The sequence below is a fragment of the Sphingobium sp. DN12 genome (assembly GCF_051058005.1).
GTDB classification, from domain to species: Bacteria; Pseudomonadota; Alphaproteobacteria; order Sphingomonadales; family Sphingomonadaceae; genus Sphingobium; species Sphingobium yanoikuyae.
In genome coordinates this window covers 3,192,309-3,208,434 of the sequence record NZ_CP173717.1, presented here as the reverse complement: position 1 = coordinate 3,208,434, position 16,126 = coordinate 3,192,309, and the positions used below count along the sequence as shown (strand labels likewise).

Below are 16,126 nucleotides of genomic sequence, written 5' to 3'. Positions count from 1 at the left end.
TGAAACAAATATGGCGGCCGTTCCGGGGAGTTGGAGAGGGTTCCCGGAACGACCGCCATGAAAATGGGGCGCAGCGAGGAGACGCCACGCCCCATCGGGCACTTATTTGAAGGTGTAGCGGACACCCAGCGCAAAGGTGCGCGACAACAGGGTGGTGCCCAGGTTGAACTGATCCGGGCCGCCGACATCTTCGAACTTATAGTAGGTCTGCTGCTTCGACTTGGTGAGGTTCACCGCGTCGAAGGTCACACCCAGGCGATCATTGACGTTCCAGGTGAGCTGGAGATCCAGGCTTTCCTCCGGGTTACGCCACACGCCGATCGGATTGGCGAACAGGCGTGCCTCGTTATTGGCGAGGAATTCCTTGCGCCAGATATAGGACAGGCGCGCGCCGATCGGACCATTATCATAGGCCAGGGTGGCGTTGTAGCTGAGGTCAGACACGCCGAAGAAGGACGAGCTTGCCTGACCGGTCACTTCGCCGGCCGAATTGGTGAGCGGGATATTCTGCTTGGAGTCGAGGACCGTGACGCTGCCCACGAAGCCCAGACCCTTGAGCGGACCCGGCAGATAGCTGGGGAAGTAGGTCAGGCCCAGTTCCAGCCCCTTGAGCACGCCGTCCGACGCATTGACCGGGCGGGTAATGGCGAAATAGTCCGTCGCGCCGGCTTCGATGCCGTTGTTCGGGATATATTCCATGACGGTCAGCGGAACGACCAGGCCGCTGATCTCGCGGCGGAAGCCCGTCAGCGTGATCGCGCTGTTGCGTTCGAAATACCATTCCAGCGCCACGTCGAAATTCTTCGAATGGGTCGGCGCCAGGCTGGCCGTGCCGGCGCTGCCGCTGCCATAGCCGACATTGGTGAGGTCACCGGTCAGGTTATAGTTCGGGTTGATATCGCCGAAGTTGGGACGACGCAGCGTTTCGCCATAGTTGAAGCGCAGGCGCAGATTGTCGAAGATTTCGTAGCGGGCGGTGAAGCTGGGCAGCCACTTGTCCGAGCCCTGCGACACACCAGTATGCGCGCCACCATTATAGCGGTCGAAGAAGTTGTAGTCGGTGTCGACCGTCACGTAGCGGACGCCAGCCTGCAGCTTGAGCGGACGGCCGAAGATCGAGACCTCGCCATCGGCCTGCACATACATGGCGATGGTGCTTTCATCGATGTCGAAGGTCTTCTGCAGCGACAGCTGGTCGGAGGTCGGCAGGCCATAGAGGCCACGCACCAGATCCGCATTGTCATGCAGCCAATAACCGTTGGCCAGCGTCCAGCTGGACGGCACGTCGGCGCGGCCCTGGTAGAAGTCCTTGTTGGTGAAGGCGGCGCCTTCGCCCAGGCCGGCCAGGGTGGTCGCCACCAGCGGTGCGCCACGATCCTGAGTGCGCACGGCGTTCGATGCCTTGCGCTGGTCGATGCGAATGCCGGCCTTCAGCTGGCGGATGAAGCCTTCGTCCCAGGTGTAATAGCCATCGAGCGTGCCGGTGATGGCGCTGCCCTTGTCGCGATTGGCATTGTCGTACATCTGCACGACGTTCCAGATGCTGGGATCGTTCAGCAGGCTGTCGTCGCTGAAGTGGTAGGACGGGATGCCACCACCGGCGTTGAAGTCGACGTCGATCGAGCTGGCGACGCGGTCGGTGCGCATCGCGATGAAGGACGATTTCACCTTGCTGGTCTGGTAGGCGAGGTCGCCGACGATCTTGCCGCGATCGCCCAGATCCCACTTGCCGTTCAGGGCATAGACGAAGCTGTCGGTCTTCGACTTGTTGAAGTCGCCGCTGTTGAAGCCATAGACGTCGGCCACGCCGGTGCGCGACTTGACGATGTTGGTGCCTTCATAGGTTTCGACGGTGCCGGGGTTACCCCACCAGTCGACGAAGCTGAACTGCAGGCTGTTGAAGGTTTCGCCGCGATAGCCGGCATAGAAGACTTCGGCGGTGTAGACCGAGCTGCTGTTCGGTGCCCACTGCAGGGCGACGTTGAAGGACGGGCGCTCGCGCTTGCCATAGAGGTCGGAGCTGAACACGGCGTCGCGCGACAGGAGATAGGGAACCTGCGCGCCGTTGATGTCGAGCGTCGAGCCAGCGGCGGTGGGCAGGCCGCGGTCGAGGCCGGGCTGCCAGTTCACATTGTCCGGGCCGGGGAAGATGCGTTCCAGACGCGAGAAGCCGTTGCCGGCTTCGGCGGCGAACGGCACCAGCGCGCCGGCCGTGACGGTCTGGTCGCGATATTTGGTGCGGGTGTAGCTGCCATTCACCAGAATGCCGATGTCGCCGATGCCGGTTTCCCAGCGGTCGCTGACCAGCAGTGCGACGTTCGGATTATAGGTGTCGGCCTGCTCGTTATAGATGCCGCGGGCCAGGCCCGAAATGGCGAAGCCGTCGAAATCGAACGGGCGGCGGGTCTGGACATCGACCTGGCCGGCGAGGCCGGTTTCGATCTGGTCGGCCGAGCGGGTCTTGTAGACGTCGACGCGGTTGACGAGGTTGGCGGAGATATCCTGCAGCGAGAAGGACTGGCCGGCAGCGGTGAAGATGTTGCGACCGTTGAGGGTGGTCAGCGCGTCGGGCAGGCCGCGGATCGAGATGCCAGCCGCTTCGCCGCCGGCGCGGTTGGTGACCTGGATGCCGGTCACGCGCTGCAGCGCTTCAATGACGTTATTGTCCGGCAACTTGCCGACATCTTCCGAGACGATCGAGTCGACGATCTGGGTCGAGTTCTTGCGGACGTTCAGGGCACCGACGATCGATGCGCGCACGCCGGTGACGACGATGTCGGCGGATTCATCTGCCGGCGCGTCCTGCGCGATGGTCTGCGGAGCGGCGTCGGTCTGCGCGAAGGCGGCGCCCGACAGGGTCAGCGCGACAAGCGACGCAGAACAGAGTGCGATCGGCCGGATAGCCATTTTCAAGTCCTCCCCAAGGGGCTGGCCCGTTGCCATGCCCACGAATTACTCGGACTAATTATTTCCACATGCTGAGAAGCGCAAGTGAAATATTGGGTCGGGGTTGCGCTACGTGGCACCCATGTTGCAATTTTGCCGCAGCGATTTTGGCCCGGTTTTTCGGGCGTTTCAGGCCATAAAAAGCCGAAAGGCCATGGGCTTGCGCGGCTTTTGGCAGCGCGAGCCCATGGCCCTATTTGTCAGACTCGGCGAGTCGCGGTCAGTCGGCGTACCATTGCGTGCGCGGATCCTTGCTGCGCGCGAGGCCGATGCGCCCGTCGATCGCGGCAAGATGTTTGCCGGCGACGGCGATAGTCGCGAAGCGCACCGTTCCCTGGGCCGCATCCTCGAACCGGACGAACTGGCTGCGCAGCGCGAAATCGGCGCTGCGATCATCCTTCATCAGGCTGACCGTACCGTCCTTGGCCGCGACCAGATAATGGTCGGGCAGCAGGATGGGGGAGAGCATCACGCTCTTCGCGCCGGCGCGGCCGGGCGACTGGCGGAACTGGGTCTGGGCGAGCGCGGGATTGCCCGCGATCAGGTCGGTGCCCTTATGGGCCAGTAGCGCCTTGGGATCGGCAGCCGAGACGAACCGTTCGGGCATGGCGCCATTGCCCACGGGCACGCCGAAGTCCGGGGTGCCGTCGGCCTGGAAATAGAGGCGCTGGACGCGGGTATGGCGGTCCGGGTTGAACAGCGGGTCGCCCTGGATCGCCTCATAGTCGCGGCCATGATAGACGAGGATGTCGCGGCCCTTCTCGTCCACGGTGAAGCTGTTGTGGCCGGGGCCATAGACGCTGGTTTCGGTGCAGGTCTTGAACACCGGCTGGGGCGACTTGGTCCAGCTCTTGGGATCGAGCAGGTCGGCATTCTCGTCCGCGGTCAGCATGCCCAGGCAATAGCGCGCGTCGGTGGCGCTGGCCGAATAGGTCATGAACAGACGGCCGTTGCGATGCAGGACGGCGGGGGCTTCGGCCACCTTGTAGCCGCGCACTTCCCAGTCGAGCGTGGGCACGGTCAGGCGGGTCGCCTTGCCGGCCAGCTTGAGCGGCGATTCGAGCTTGGCGATGTAGAGATTGCTGTTGGTGTCGATGCCCGGTTCCTTCTGGGCCCAGGCGAAATAGCGCACGCCCTTGTGGACGAAGCTGGTGGAATCGAGGTTGAAGCTGTCCCAGGGAGCCTGGAATTCACCCAGCACGCTCCACTTGCCGGTCATCGGATCGGCGCCGTCGCACACCACGGCATAGGTGCGGATGCGGAATACATCGTCGCCGCCGCCGCTCGGGCCGGCGGCGAAATACATATACCATTTGCCGTCGATCTGGTGGAGTTCGGGCGCCCAGATGAAGCCGGAGCGCGGGCCGCTTGCCTCATGGCGCCACAGCACGGCTTCCTCGGCGGTGGCAAGGCCAGCCAAGGTCTTGGAGCGGCGCAGCACCAGACGGTCATATTCGGGCACTGATCCGGTCATGTAATAATAGCCGTCGTCGTGCTGGAAGACCTGCGCGTCGGCGCGCTGCTTGACCAGCGGATTGACCGGCACCGGGGCGGCCGTGGCCGGGGCGGCGGCACCGGCGCGCGCGGCAATCGGCGCGGCGGACAAGGCGGCGGTGCTGGCAAGGAAACCACGGCGGGACAGGGCGAAATTCATTCTTCTCTCTCCTGATGCCGCGGCGGGACGCGGCGATAGTCAGACAATTGGATCAATAATCGGCGACAGGCCAGCCGTCAGCCCCCCAGCGCACCGGCGCAATGCGCAGGGTCGGGGCGCCGTTCGCCTGTTTGTCATAGGCATGGTAGACGACATAGTCCTTGCCATCGCGATCATGCAGCCAGCCGGCATGGCCGGGGCCGCGGAAGCGCTGCTGTTCCTGCAGGTCGGCGCGCAGGAAGATGCTGCCGCCGCCTTCCATCAGCGGGCTGCCGTCCTTGCCCAGATAGGGGCCAGTGATCGCCTTCGAACGGCCGATCACGGTATAATAGGTGCTGTTCACGCCCTTGCAGCAATAGTCATAGCTGACCATCAGCCAATAATAGCCGCCATGGTCGATGATGAAGGGCGCTTCGACCGGGGCGGGGCCGCCGGCGGGGGCGGGGCGGCGCGCGATCGAATAGGGCTTGGCCTTGGGATCCTTGGGCTTGCCGGTCCTGGGATCCAGCTCGAACAGCTTGATCCCGGTCCAGAAGCTGCCGAGGCTCAGCCAGTGGCGACCATCGCGGTCGATGATGAAATTGGGATCGATCGCGTTATAATCATCCTCCCTGGTCGACATGACGACCAGCCCCTCGTCGCGCCAGCCGAAATTCTTCGCCTTGGGGTCCAGTGTCGGGCTGGTGGCCAGGCCAATCGCCGAACGGTTCGATCCGAAGGTCGAAACCGAATAATAGAGGCGATAGCGGCCGTTCACATAGGAGATGTCGGGCGCCCACATGCCGTTGCTGCCGGGTATCGCCTGCTTGGCCCAGTCGGGCAGGGCGGTGAAGACGGGCTTGCCGGCGGTCCAGTGGACAAGGTCGGGCGAGGTCCGCGTCTCGATCAGCCGGTCGCCATGGCCGGTGCTGAAGACATGATAGGTGCCGCCTTCGCGGATGATGACCGGATCATGGGTGGGAACGAGGTCGCCGGTCAGCCGGTCGTTGAGCGTGGTCGCGGTCGGCGCAGTCGGTGCCTGCGCGATCGCGCTGCCGGCCAGCAGGGCACGGCTTGCCAAGGTGATGATGGTCTGCCGCATCTGCCGGCCTCTCCCCAAATTATCGAAAACGAAAAATGGGCGGGCAGCCCCGAGGAGCCGCCCACCCAGTTGGCGAAAAGCCTTATTGCAGTTCGAGCACGACCACCGACTTGGGCGGCAGCGCGACGGTCAGCGTGCCGCCGCTGACCTGTGCGCCGGTGAAGGCGACGGGCTTGACGGTTTCGGGCGCGTCGAACGTGTTGTGCGAATTGATCGCCGACGCCGTCAGGATACGACCGGTGACGCTGCTGGCGCTCAGGCCATCGAGCTTCACGGTGACGGTATTGGTCTGGTTCGGGTCGAGGTTCGACAGGCCGACATGAACCTTGCCGTCCTTGCCCTTGACCGCCGAGCCGCTGACAGCCGGCATGGTGTACTGATCCTTCGCATACCAGGGCGTCTGGATGTCGATCGGCAGCACGGTGGCGTCCTGCCAGGGCTTGTACATCTCGAAAACATGATAGGTGGGCGTCAGCACCATCTTCTTGCCGTCGGTCAGGATCATCGCCTGCAGCACGTTCACCATCTGCGCGATCGCGGTCATGCGGACGCGGTCGGCATGCTTGGCGAAGATGTCGAGATGGATCGAGGCGATCAGCGCGTCGCGCAGCGTATTCTGCTGGCGCAGGAAGCCGGGATGGGTGCCCGGATCCTGGGCATACCAGCTGCCCCATTCGTCGACCGCCAGGAAGACGCGCTTCTTGGGATCGTACTTGTCCATGATCGCGCTGTGCTTGGTGATCAGCTCGTCCATGTGCATCGCGCCGTTGAGCGCGTCGGCCCAGCCATTTTCGTCGAAGTCGACGGCGGGGGCGCGCGGCGGCCAGCCACCGGCGGGATGAACATAATAATGGAGCGAGACGCCATCGAGCTTGTCGCCCGCGACGCGCATCATGGTTTCGGTCCAGTTATAGTCGTCGACATTGGCGCCGGCGGCGACCTTCATGATCTTGGTGCCGGCGGGCGCCTTGACGAAGGTGGCGTAGCGACGGGTTTCGTCGGCGGCGAATTCGGGGCGCATGTTGCCACCGCAGCCCCACAGCTCGTTGCCGATGCCGAAATAGGGAACGGCCCAGGGTTCCTTATGGCCGTTCTTGGCGCGCAGTTCGGCAAGGCTGCCGGCGGGCGCGGTCATATATTCGACCCACTCGGCCATTTCCTGCGGCGTGCCATTGCCGACATTGCCGGCGATATAGGCTTCGGCGCCGACCTGGCGCAGCAGCTCGAAAAATTCGTGCGTGCCGACGGTGTTGGGTTCGGTCACGCCGCCCCAATGGGTGTTGACCTTGACCGGGCGGTCCTTCTTCGGGCCGATGCCCTCACGCCAGTGATATTCGTCGGCGAAGCAGCCGCCGGGCCAGCGGATCACCGGCACCGACAGGTTGCGCAGTGCGGCGACGACGTCGTTGCGGAAGCCGTTGGTGTTGGGGATGGACTTGTCGTTGCCGACCCACAGGCCACCATAGATGCCATTGCCCAGATGCTCGGCAAACTGGGTGAAGACGCGCTTGTCATAGACGGCGCCGGGCTGGTCGGCATGGATCGTCGCCGTGGTCGGCTTGCCGCCGGTCTGGGCATGCGCGGCCGGGGCGAGCGCGGTGGCGCACAGCAGCAGCGCGGCCGTGGTACGGCGCAGGGCTTTCAACATTCCTCTCTCCTCTCGAATGTCAGTCGTGAAATGCGTCGGTGGTTTCCCGCTTGCCGCGCAGGAAGGCGTCGGCGACCAGGCGCAGCGGGTCGGTGTCGACATCGCTGCGGCCGCCGCGGATCAATGTGGCGAAGCGGCTGTAGAGGCCGGCATATTCGATATCCTCGCCATGTTCGGTGCCGCTGGGCAGCGACAGCACGGCGCCGCCATGGCTGAGCTTCAAGGGGCCGGCATCGGTTTCGACGATGATGTCCCAGCTTTGCGGGCCGGTCTGGCGCCAGTCGAGATCCATGTGGATTTCGGCGCCGGCGGTGTCGCGGAACAGGATGTCGGCGGCGATCGGCGCTGCGCGGTTTTCCGGCAGCACCAGGGTCGCGTCCTTCAGGAAGAAGGGGCGCGGCAGGATATGGGTCGCGATCGACAGGGCGTTGATGCCGGGGTCGAACACGCCCAGGCCGCCGGGCTGCCAGATCCAGGCCTGGCCCGGATGCCAGACGCGGACATCTTCACGCCAGATGATCGACACCTTGTCGATCCGCCGTTCGGCGAGCCAGGCGCGGGCCGGAGCGACGCCGGCGGCAAAGCGCGAATGCCAGGCCGCGAACAGGCTGGCCCCGACCTTGTCGGCACGGGCGCTGAGCGCGGCCACTTCAGCCAGGGTCGCGCCGGGCGGCTTTTCCAGGAAGACATGGATGCCCTTGGCCAGGGCCTGCGCCGCCAGGTCGTAACGGACCTGGGGCGGGGTGCAGAGCGCGACCGCATCGACGGCCGGACCCTGTTCCAGCAATTCGTCCAGGCTGGCATGGTGCGGCACGCCGTCCAGCCCGGCATCATGCGGGCTGACCGTCGCGGCAAGACTGAACGCGCTGTTCCCACGGATGGCGGGGACATGCTGGTCGCGTGCAATCTTGCCGATGCCGATGATCGCGATGCGGATCGGGTCCATCGCTTCAGAGTGCCTGTACGGTCACTTCGACAGGTTCGGCGCGCTTGAGCGCATTGCGCACCGGCAGGGTGAAGGGCGCGGCGATGATTTCGAACACGTCGCCTTCCTGCGTCTGCACGCCGTCGCTGAAGGACAGGGTGGCGGTGCCGAAGAAATGGACATGGACGTCGCCGGGGCGGCGGAACAGATCATATTTGAAATGATGATGTTCCAGGTTGGCGAAGCTGTGCGACATATTGCCTTCGCCCGACAGGAACGGCTTTTCCCAGATGGTCTGGCCGTCGCGCAGGATGCGGCTGGTGCCTTCGATATGCTCGGGCGGGGTGCCGACCAGCAGCTCCGGGCCAAGCGAGGCCTGGCGCAGCTTGGAGTGGGCGAGCCACAGATAATTGTGGCGCTCGGTCACATGGTCGCTGAACTCGTTGGCGAGCGCGAGGCCAAGGCGATAGGGCATGCCGTCGGGGCCGATGATGTAGATGCCGGCGATTTCCGGTTCCTCGCCGCCATCCTTGGCAAAGGCGGGCATGGTGAGCGGATCGGTCGGGCCGACGAGCTGCGAGCCGTCGCCCTTGTAGAACCATTCGGGCTGCTGGCCGGTCTGGCCGGCGGCGGGCTTGCCGCCCTCCAGCCCTTCCAGGAACATGCGCATCGAATCGGTCTGCTTTTCGACGGCGGCCGCCTCGCGGTGCATCTTGTCGCGACCCTCGGCCGAGCCGAGATGGGTGAGGCCGGTGCCGGTCAGCTGGATATGGGCGCCATCCTCATGGTCGATCGGGGCGAGCAGTTCGCCGGCCTCGAAAGCGACACCGATGTTGACAGCATCACCCTTGCCCGCGGCGGCGACCGCTTCGGCCAGGCTGATCTTGCGGTCGATGGCATGCAGCGCGAGCGCGCGGATGCTGTCGAAACCAGGAACGAAATGGGCGGTGTCACCTTCGGCCGCGATCACGGACCGGACGCCATTTTCGGCGCGGTGCTGCAACAGACGCAATGTCATGAAAAACTCTCCTCCCGCGCGCCGATCCGTGGCGCTGGTATTGGCTAGACAATCCCGCTTTGCGCCATGCTGGCGCGCTGCCTGGAAAGGTCGGGCAATCAGCCGAATGGCGGCCGCCTTTTCCCTTTCCATCCCTTAATTACTCCGACATATTACAGGAAGATGGTAATGGCAATGATTGTCTTTTAAGAAGAGCTATGCCTGATGAGGGGCAGGCCGAGAGGAGCGTGAATGGAACAGGGGAAGCCGCCCGGAAATGGGGCAGGGGCGGACAATGGCGGAGGGGCGGCCAAGCCGACGCGCGGCCCCGGTCGCCGGCTGCATGGCGCGATCGCGCACAAGCTGGGCATGGCGATCTTGTCCGGCCAATATCAGCCCGGCGACACGCTGTCGGGCGAAGTCGCCTTTGCCGAGGAACTGGAAGTATCGCGCAGCGCCTATCGCGAGGCGATCCAGGTGCTGACCGCCAAGGGGCTGGTGGAAAGCCGGCCCAAGGCGGGCACCCGCGTGCTGCCGCGCAATCGCTGGAACCTGCTGGACCCCGAAGTGCTGGCCTGGGCCTTTGCCGGCGAACCCGACATCCAGTTCGTGCGCGACCTGTTCGAGCTGCGCGCTATCGTCGAGCCGGCAGCAGCGCGGCTGGCGGCAATGCGGCGCGACAAGGAGGATCTGCGCATCATGAAGGATGCGCTGACCGCGATGCGCCGCCATACGCTGGCGACCGAGGCAGGGCGCGCGGCCGACCGCGATTTCCACAATGCGATCCTGAACGCGACGCGCAATGATGCCTTGCTGACGCTGACTGCCAGCATCGGCGCGGCGGTCAACTGGACCACCCAGTTCAAGCAGCGCGCCCGCGCCCTGCCGCGCAACCCGATTCCCGACCATGTCCGCGTCTATGACGCGATCGCGGCGGGCGATCCGGTCGCGGCGGCCGAGGCGATGGGTGTGCTGGTCGACCTGGCGCTGGAGGATACGGCGAGCACGATGGGGCGCTGAGGGGAGGCGCCGTAGGCGCCTAGCAAAACAACCCAAACAGAAAAGGCCGGGGTGGCGATCCACCCCGGCCTTTTCTGTTTGGGTCCAAGCCTGACGCTTAGTGCAGTTCCGGCTCTGGCAGCGCCTGCGTCGTCTTCGATCCCCACAGGGCGTAGAAGAGGACATAGAGTTCGCAGGCGGCGGTCAGCAGGAAGCTGGTCTGCAGGCCATAATGGTCGGCCATCCAGCCCTGCACCACGACCAGTGCGCCACCGGCAATCGCCATCACCAGCAGGCCCGAACCTTCTTCGGTCAGCGGGCCGAGGCCCTTGATGCCGAGGGTGAAGATGGTCGGGAACATGATCGAGTGGAACAGGCCGACCAGGATCAGCGACCACATGGCGACCGGGCCGGTGGTGAAGACGGTGACCATCATCACGATGAAGGCGCCGACCGAGAAGGCGGCGAGGACATGGCCCGCGTCGAACTTCTGCATGATCGCCGAACCGGCGAAGCGGCCGACCATCATGCCGCCCCACAGCAGCGACAGATAATTGCCGGCCTGCTCATGGGTCAGGTTGGCGATGGTGGGCTGGCTGACGAAATTGACGAACAGGTTGGCGACGCCGATTTCCGCGATCAGATAGATGAAGATCGCCGGGATGCCGAACACCAGGTTGCGGTGCGACCAGAGCGAATGCTTCTTGCGCTCTTCCTTGGCGAGGCGCGAGGTTGCGCTGCCCATGGCGGGCAGGGGGAAGCGGGCGATGACGAAGGCCAGCACCACCAGCACGATCGCGACCAGCACATAAGGCAGGATCACCGACTGGGCGTCGGCCAGGCGTTCGGCCTGGGTCAGGACGACTTCGCCCTGCGCCGTGCCGGCCTTCGACCGGCCGAGGATCAGATAGGCGCCGAACATCGGGGCCAGCATCGTGCCGGCGGAGTTCATCGCCTGCACCAGGTTGAGGCGCGACGAGGCTGTTTCCGGCTTGCCGACGACCGCGACATAGGGGTTGGCGGCGACCTGCAGCAGGGTGATGCCGCTGGCGATCACGAACAGCATGACCAGGGTCACGCCATAGGAGGGGATGGAGGCGGCGACCGTCATGCCCAGCGCGCCGGCGGCCATGATCAGCAGGCCGATCACCAGCGACTTCTGATAGCCGACCCGCTCGATCAGCTTGGCCGAGGGAATCGAGGCGACGAAATAGGCGATGAACCAGACCGATTCGATCAAGGTCGTCTGGGTATAGCTCAACTCGAACACGCTGCGCAGATGCGGCAGCAGCGTGTTGTTGATGACGGTGATGAAGCCCCACATGAAGAAGAGGCTGGCCAGCAGCGCGAGCGCGGGCCCATAACGCGTGCCGGGGTTATGCGTTGCGACCGGCGCAGCGCCTGAGGAAATCGGTCCTGCCATTCATCCTTCTCCAGTGCAGTTCCACTAGCTGACGAGACCGATCTAGGGTTGCGTCCGCTTATTTTGTCGGAGTATATCCCCCGTAACCGCCCGTCAATGGGCGTAGGTTTCACGAGAGGAAGTCCATGCGAAAGGTCGTCGATTTGAAAACAGCGCTGTCATACGCACTGGCCCTGTCGCTCGCAAGCGGCACGGCGATGGCGGCGGATGCCAGCCGCGCCCCGGCCGGCAAGCTGGCCGACGGCACCGCGATCGAGGCGATCACGCTGAGCAACAGCCATGGCGTGTCGGCCAAGATCCTGAGCTATGGCGCGACGCTCCAGTCGCTGTCCGGCCCGGACAAGGACGGCAAGAGCGCCGACGTGCTGCTGGGCTATGACGATCTGGCCGGCTATGTCGACCATCCCAACTTCTTCGGCGTGACCGTGGGCCGCTATGCCAACCGCATCGCCGGCGGCAAGTTCAGCCTCGACGGCAAATCCTATCAGCTGCCGCTCAACGACAAGGTCAATTCGCTGCATGGCGGCGGCAAGGGCTTCGACAAGCAGGTGTGGAAGGTCGTGTCGGTCAAGAGCGGCCCGGTCGCGACGCTGGTGCTGTCGCTGGTCAGCCCCGATGGCGATTCGGGCTATCCCGGCAAGCTGGACGTCACCGTCACCTATACGCTGGACGAGAGCGGCAATCTGGGCATCGCGTTCGACGCGAAGACCGACAAGCCGACCATCGTCAACATGACCAACCATGCGATCTTCGACCTGGGCGGCGAAGGCTCGACCGACGGCGCGCTGGGCCATGTGCTGACGATTCCGGCCAAGGCCTATACCCCGGTCGATGCCAATCTGATCCCGACCGGCGAACTGAAGCCGGTGGAAGGCGGGGTGTTCGACTTCCGCAATGGTCGCCGCGTCGCCGACGGCATTCGCGACGGCCATGATGCGCAGATCATTGCGGGCCGCGGCTATGACCATAATTTTGCGCTCGACAAGGGGCTGACCAAGACGCCGGGCCTGGCCGCGCGTCTGGAAGATCCGGCATCGGGTCGCGTGCTCGAAGTGCTGACCACCGAGCCGGGCGTGCAATTCTATACCGGCAATTTCCTGGATGGCACTTTCATCGGCAAGAACCAGCATGTGTATCGCATGGGCGACGGCATCGCGCTGGAACCGCAGAAATTCCCCGACTCGCCCAACCAGCCGAGCTTCGTTTCGGCACGGGTCGATCCGGGCAAGCCCTATCATCACCAGATGGTCTATCGCCTGTCGGTGAAGCGCTGACATGGCCGCCTGGCGCAAGATTGAACGCGGCGACATCCGCGACACGCTGGGGGAGGGGACGCTCTGGTCCGCCCGTGACAATGCGGTCTATTGGGTCGATATCCTGGCCACGGCGCTCAACCGGCTCTCGCTCGACGATGGCCAGGTGTCGCGCTGGGCCATGCCCGAACCGCTTGGCTGGGTGGCCGAGCGGACGCAGGGCGGCTTCATCGGCGGCTTCCAGAGCGGCTTTGCCAGCTTCACGCTGGACCCGCTGGCGATCACCCCGATCCATGATCCCGAACCGCATCTGCCCGGCAATCGCATGAACGATGGCAAGGCGGACAAGGATGGCCGCATCTGGTGCGGCACGATGGACATGGCCGAAGGGCAGGATGTCGGCGCGCTCTATCGCCTCGATCCCGATGGTTCGGTCACGGTGATGGACGATGGCTATCGCGTGCCCAACGGCCCGGCCTTCTCGGCCTGTGGCGACTATCTCTATCATAGCGATACCGGCCGCCGGATCATGTATCGCTTCCGCCGCGGCCCGGACGGAACGATTCATGATCGCCAGCCCTTCATCACCTTCACCGAAGCAGATGGCCATCCCGATGGCATGACGGTGGATGCCGAAGGCTATTTGTGGGTGGCCCATTGGGGCGGTTCGCGGATCAGCCGCTTCTCGCCCGAGGGCGAGCTCGATCGGGCGATCGAACTGCCGGCGAAGCAGGTGACCAACATCACCTTCGCCGGTCCCGACCTCGACCGCATGTTCGTCAGCTCGGCGGCGATCGGCCTTCCCGAATCCGACTATGACGGCGCCTTTTTCGAGGTGGAATGCGGCGTGAAGGGTCTGCCGACCAATCTCTACGCCGGCTGATCCTGCAGCCGCGACAGAAAAGTAGCCGCCGATCCGCCAACGGATGGGCGGCTTTTTTCATGTCCTGCGACGAGCCGTGGCGAATCGCTGTTGCAACCCCTGCGGCGACGCGCTAATGCGCAGGACAACGTTGTCACTCCCCCTCTCCAAAAGGGGTGGCAATGCTTCATCCCGGTCGATGGCAGGCGACTGCACGCGCTACGCTGTCGGCCGGGATGTGCCTCTCTCTAAAATCGCTGGAAAATCAGGCGGGACGGCGCAGGCGCAATGTCGCGCGCAGGCCGGGCGCGGCGTCGCCCAGCAGCAGAACGCCATGATGCAGCCGAGCCACTGCCTCAACCAACGACAGACCAAGGCCCGATCCGGGCTTGCTGCGCGATGGATCGAGTCGGCCGAAGCGTTTCATCGCCGCTTCATGCTGGTCGGCGGGAATGCCCGGCCCATTGTCGCTGACGCTGATGGTGAGGGCGTCGCCCTCCATCGCCGCATCAAGCGCGATGCGGTTGCCGCCCTCTGCATAGTTGAGCGCATTCTCGATCAGGTTGGCGATCGCCTGGCTCACCAGTTCGCGATGCAGCGGGAAGGTCAGGCCAGCCGGTGCCGCGACATGGAGGGTGAAACCGCTATCCTCGATCAGCGGGCCATAAACCTCGGCCAGATCCTCCAGCAGCTCGGCGATCGGCGTGTCGCGCATCCGGTCGCTGCCAAAGCCTGCTTCGGTGCGGCTGATCAGCAGGGCGGTCGAGAGCATGGCTTGCAGCGTCTGCGCCTCACGATGGACCTTTTCCAGCGCGTCGAGCGCTTGGTCGTCGCGGGTTTGAGTGCTGGCCTGCTCGACGACAGAGAGCAGGCGGGTGACCGGGGATTTGAGGTCATGGGCCAGGCCGTCGGTCATCATCCGCAACTGGCTGACCAGCGCGTCGATCCGCTCCAGCATGGCGTTGATCGAGAGGCCGAGCCGATCGAAGGCGTCGCCGCTGCCGTCGGTGGCGACCCGGCGATGGAAGGCGCCGACCGCGACTGCATTGGCGGTGTCGGCGATCGCGGAGATCTGGCGCGTCAGCACCCGGCCCAACAGAATCGCGATGATGAGGGTGAGGAGAAGGCTCATCAGGAAGGCGATGGTCAGCGCCTCCTCATAGATGCGGGTCAGTTGCAGGCTGTGCGAAGTGACAATCCCGGTCAGCAGCCGTCCGCCATCGGGCAGGCGCGTGGCGGTCACGCCGATCGGTTCAGGTTGCTCGCTGCCAATGCGATAGAGTTCGATCGTGCGCCAGGGCGTGTCGTCGGGAATGGTGGCGGGCCAGGCGCCGAGATTGCCGGCGATGATCCGCCCATCCCGGGCGGTCAGCAGCAAAACCAGCCGTTCGCTCCGCACACTGGGCAGGCGTCGTTCGATATCCTGCTTCAGGCCTGCCGCGCCATGATAGCGAAGCACGCCCAGCAATTCGTCGCGCAGGTCGCCGACGGCGTCGCGATCGGCCGCGACGATGGTGCGCTGGCTTGCCTGCTGCACGAACAGCAGCACGCCGCCGGTCACCAGGAACTGGCAGAGGAAAGCGAGGCCGACGAACCGGCCGATGGTCGATCGCGCAAAGCCCCGCCAGTGGGACAGCAGGCTAGGTTTCAAGGCCAAGCCGATAGCCCATGCCGCGCACCGTGTGCAGCAGGGGGCGTTCCGACCCGTCGTCCAGCTTGCGCCGCAGCCGGCTGATATGGACATCGATCACATTGGTGCCGGGATCGAAATGATAGTCCCATACGCCTTCGAGCAGCATGGTGCGCGTCACCACCTGATCCGGGTGGCGCAGGAAAAATTCGAGCAGGCGGAATTCGCGTGGCTGCAGGTCGATCACCTTGCCGGCCCGCTTCACCCGGCGGGCGAGCAGGTCCATGTCGAGATCGTCATAGCGCAGGCTGGTGACCACGGCGGCATTGCCGCCCGCCTTGCGCAGCAGCAACTGCACCCGCGCCAGCAGTTCTGCAAAGGCGAACGGCTTGGTCAGATAATCGTCCGATCCGCTGGTCAGCCCCTCGACCCGATCTTCGGGCGTGCCGAGCGCGGAGAGGAAGATCACCGGTGTCTCGATGCTGGCAGCACGCAGTGCCTTCAGCACTGCCATACCATCCATCGCCGGCATCATCCGGTCGAGGATGATCGCACCATAGCTACCGTCGCTTGCCAGGAACAGGCCGTCGCGGCCATTGTCGGCCTGGTCGACGGTAAAACCCGCTTCGGTCATGCCCTTGGCGATATAGGCGGCGGTGGTGGCATCATCCTCTACCACCAGTATCTTGTGGCTCATGCGCCCGGGCC

General features: G+C 64.6%; 12 protein-coding genes. 3 read left to right on the top strand and 9 right to left on the bottom strand.

What is annotated here, in order from left to right:
* Positions 1–102: 102 nt before the first annotated feature.
* The 6 genes from ACI6S0_RS15030 to araD1 all read right to left on the bottom strand — a co-directional run bounded on the left by ACI6S0_RS15030 (position 103) and on the right by araD1 (position 9,272).
* Positions 103–2,907 carry a TonB-dependent receptor gene (locus ACI6S0_RS15030; RefSeq protein ID WP_434403566.1) on the bottom strand — a complete coding sequence of 935 codons (2,805 nt, stop codon included), beginning with the start codon at positions 2,905–2,907 and terminating at the stop codon, positions 103–105.
* Positions 2,908–3,166: 259 nt separating this feature from the next.
* On the bottom strand, positions 3,167–4,600 hold the full coding sequence (locus ACI6S0_RS15025; protein ID WP_434403565.1) for a family 43 glycosylhydrolase: 1,434 nt from the start codon (positions 4,598–4,600) through the stop codon (positions 3,167–3,169).
* Between the two features lie 52 nt (positions 4,601–4,652).
* On the bottom strand, positions 4,653–5,681 hold the full coding sequence (locus ACI6S0_RS15020; RefSeq protein WP_434403564.1) for an arabinan endo-1,5-alpha-L-arabinosidase: 1,029 nt from the start codon (positions 5,679–5,681) through the stop codon (positions 4,653–4,655).
* 82 nt (positions 5,682–5,763) lie between these two features.
* Positions 5,764–7,329, bottom strand: a complete 1,566-nt coding sequence (locus ACI6S0_RS15015) for an alpha-N-arabinofuranosidase (RefSeq protein ID WP_434403562.1) — start codon at positions 7,327–7,329, stop codon at positions 5,764–5,766.
* A gap of 19 nt (positions 7,330–7,348) precedes the next feature.
* Positions 7,349–8,275: a Gfo/Idh/MocA family protein gene (locus tag ACI6S0_RS15010; protein WP_069337959.1), complete on the bottom strand. Its 927-nt coding sequence runs from the start codon at positions 8,273–8,275 to the stop codon at positions 7,349–7,351.
* 4 nt (positions 8,276–8,279) lie between these two features.
* A complete protein-coding gene (gene araD1, locus ACI6S0_RS15005) occupies positions 8,280–9,272 on the bottom strand; it encodes an AraD1 family protein (RefSeq protein ID WP_097385737.1) in 993 nt (330 codons plus the stop codon).
* A gap of 231 nt (positions 9,273–9,503) precedes the next feature.
* Between araD1 and ACI6S0_RS15000 the strand changes: the two genes are divergently transcribed.
* Complete coding sequence (locus tag ACI6S0_RS15000) at positions 9,504–10,271, top strand: FadR/GntR family transcriptional regulator (RefSeq protein ID WP_010338088.1); 768 nt, start codon at positions 9,504–9,506, stop codon at positions 10,269–10,271.
* A 97-nt stretch (positions 10,272–10,368) separates the two neighbouring features.
* On the opposite strand, the gene ACI6S0_RS14995 is transcribed toward ACI6S0_RS15000, so the two are convergent.
* Positions 10,369–11,673, bottom strand: a complete 1,305-nt coding sequence (locus ACI6S0_RS14995) for a sugar MFS transporter (RefSeq protein ID WP_004208494.1) — start codon at positions 11,671–11,673, stop codon at positions 10,369–10,371.
* A 125-nt stretch (positions 11,674–11,798) separates the two neighbouring features.
* Here ACI6S0_RS14995 and ACI6S0_RS14990 point away from each other — a divergent pair, with 125 nt between their 5' ends.
* Both ACI6S0_RS14990 and ACI6S0_RS14985 read left to right on the top strand, forming a co-directional pair.
* Positions 11,799–12,947, top strand: coding sequence for an aldose epimerase family protein (locus ACI6S0_RS14990; protein WP_434403561.1), 1,149 nt, complete (start codon positions 11,799–11,801; stop codon positions 12,945–12,947).
* 1 nt (position 12,948) lies between these two features.
* Positions 12,949–13,809 carry an SMP-30/gluconolactonase/LRE family protein gene (locus tag ACI6S0_RS14985; protein ID WP_434403560.1) on the top strand — a complete coding sequence of 287 codons (861 nt, stop codon included), beginning with the start codon at positions 12,949–12,951 and terminating at the stop codon, positions 13,807–13,809.
* 244 nt (positions 13,810–14,053) lie between these two features.
* Here the strand turns inward: ACI6S0_RS14985 and ACI6S0_RS14980 are convergent, their stop codons facing one another.
* Together ACI6S0_RS14980 and ACI6S0_RS14975 are read right to left on the bottom strand one after the other, a co-directional pair.
* On the bottom strand, positions 14,054–15,445 hold the full coding sequence (locus ACI6S0_RS14980) for a sensor histidine kinase (RefSeq protein WP_434403559.1): 1,392 nt from the start codon (positions 15,443–15,445) through the stop codon (positions 14,054–14,056).
* On the bottom strand, positions 15,429–16,115 hold the full coding sequence (locus tag ACI6S0_RS14975; RefSeq protein ID WP_434403558.1) for a winged helix-turn-helix domain-containing protein: 687 nt from the start codon (positions 16,113–16,115) through the stop codon (positions 15,429–15,431). Before ACI6S0_RS14975 ends, ACI6S0_RS14980 begins: the two co-directional genes overlap by 17 nt.
* Positions 16,116–16,126 lie beyond the last annotated feature (11 nt).